1 protein-coding gene is annotated in these 1,366 nt (G+C 33.1%); it reads right to left on the reverse strand.

Annotated features, from left to right (window positions below):
* Positions 1-1,162: 1,162 nt before the first annotated feature.
* Positions 1,163-1,366 (reverse strand): PepSY domain-containing protein (locus AC1DUW_RS28980; RefSeq protein ID WP_477644207.1); only part of this gene is annotated, 204 nt, incomplete at its 5' end.

Below are 1,366 nucleotides of genomic sequence, written 5' to 3' on the forward strand. Positions count from 1 at the left end.
TCATCATCCCCTAAAGAAAAATATACACAAAATATTCTTACTATAATAATAATATTTTAGTTAGATAAACTTTCATTATTATAAAAAAATGATTTCTCTAAAAAAACCCTATAATTCGATAACTCTTAATAGATATTGTTATACTACCATTTCAAATATTAACTGTAAATATTGAAAATACAAAAAAATCATTATTCGCAATAAGTGAGTGTTCAAAAAGGAGAACAAAAAGAGTTAGATGTTCGGGAGCGACAATTTTTAGGACCTGATCTTATGGAGTTAATAAGCGAGGAGCGGACTTGAACAAGACAAGGAAAGCTAAAAGAGTTAGCTTTTTTGAGGACGGGTACAACTTTAGAAGAAGGTCATAAAAAGGCTGGTGTAAAAACTACTTTCTAGAAACTTTGAGAATCAGTTTTCTGACGTTAGCCTTCCCTCTTATCTGTAATAAAGTACCCTATTGGTTTATTGGTTGGCTAAAACTGAACGATCTTCAAGGTGCATTGCCAAAGTATAAGCATTGGACAATAGTCTTCCAGCGATAACAACTAAAGATAGTGTTGAGAATTAAAACTAGAATTCGAACACACCTCGATCCTCATATCAAAAGAAAAAAACTTTCGTGCTGAAACAGAAGCTATTCTAAATGACCAATTTCAACAGCAAGCAGCTGTTTAAGCAACCAACGATATCACCGATAAAGTAGATCTAACTTAATTAGCTAACTCCAAATTACAAATGAATAGCACCCTTTGATGTTTAATGCAGGGGCATATCCTCTTTTTTAGCTGTTTTACATACTCCTTGAGTCAATTACGACATCTAAGGATCACTACTTTCTTAACCTACCCTTTTAGTTCTAAAAAAAGCAAAAATAGAAAGCTAGTTTACATAAAGGAACAAAATACGAAAAAGCCCTTTTTTCTTCAAATAAGGGCTTTTCCTGTTAAAATGTACCTTTACGAACGACTTTACTATAAAAGGCATGATCTAAAATTGAAAAGAATCCAATCAAACTGTTCACAAACCTATCATCCATCAATCTTTTTTTAATTAAGCGACATCTTTGAACTCTCCCGTTTTGAGTAAATAATTTTTCTTACAATTTACTTGACAGGGATATAAGCGATAAGATAACAAGGGATTTCACATCGCCGTGAGTTTATGCTACGGCTCTCGAGTCGATTTTCTGTTTCCGTTTGTTCTTGTTCTTTTTCTTATACCACCACATATAAACACCAGTGAACATCAGTATAGATGGAGTAAGACCACCGATAGCATACAAAATTTTAGTGAATAAGCCACCAAAACTACCAGTATGTAATGGAAGGTGCCATGTTTGATACATAAGCCCACTATTAACACG

This window comes from Peribacillus sp. P4_C12, from assembly GCF_056402095.1.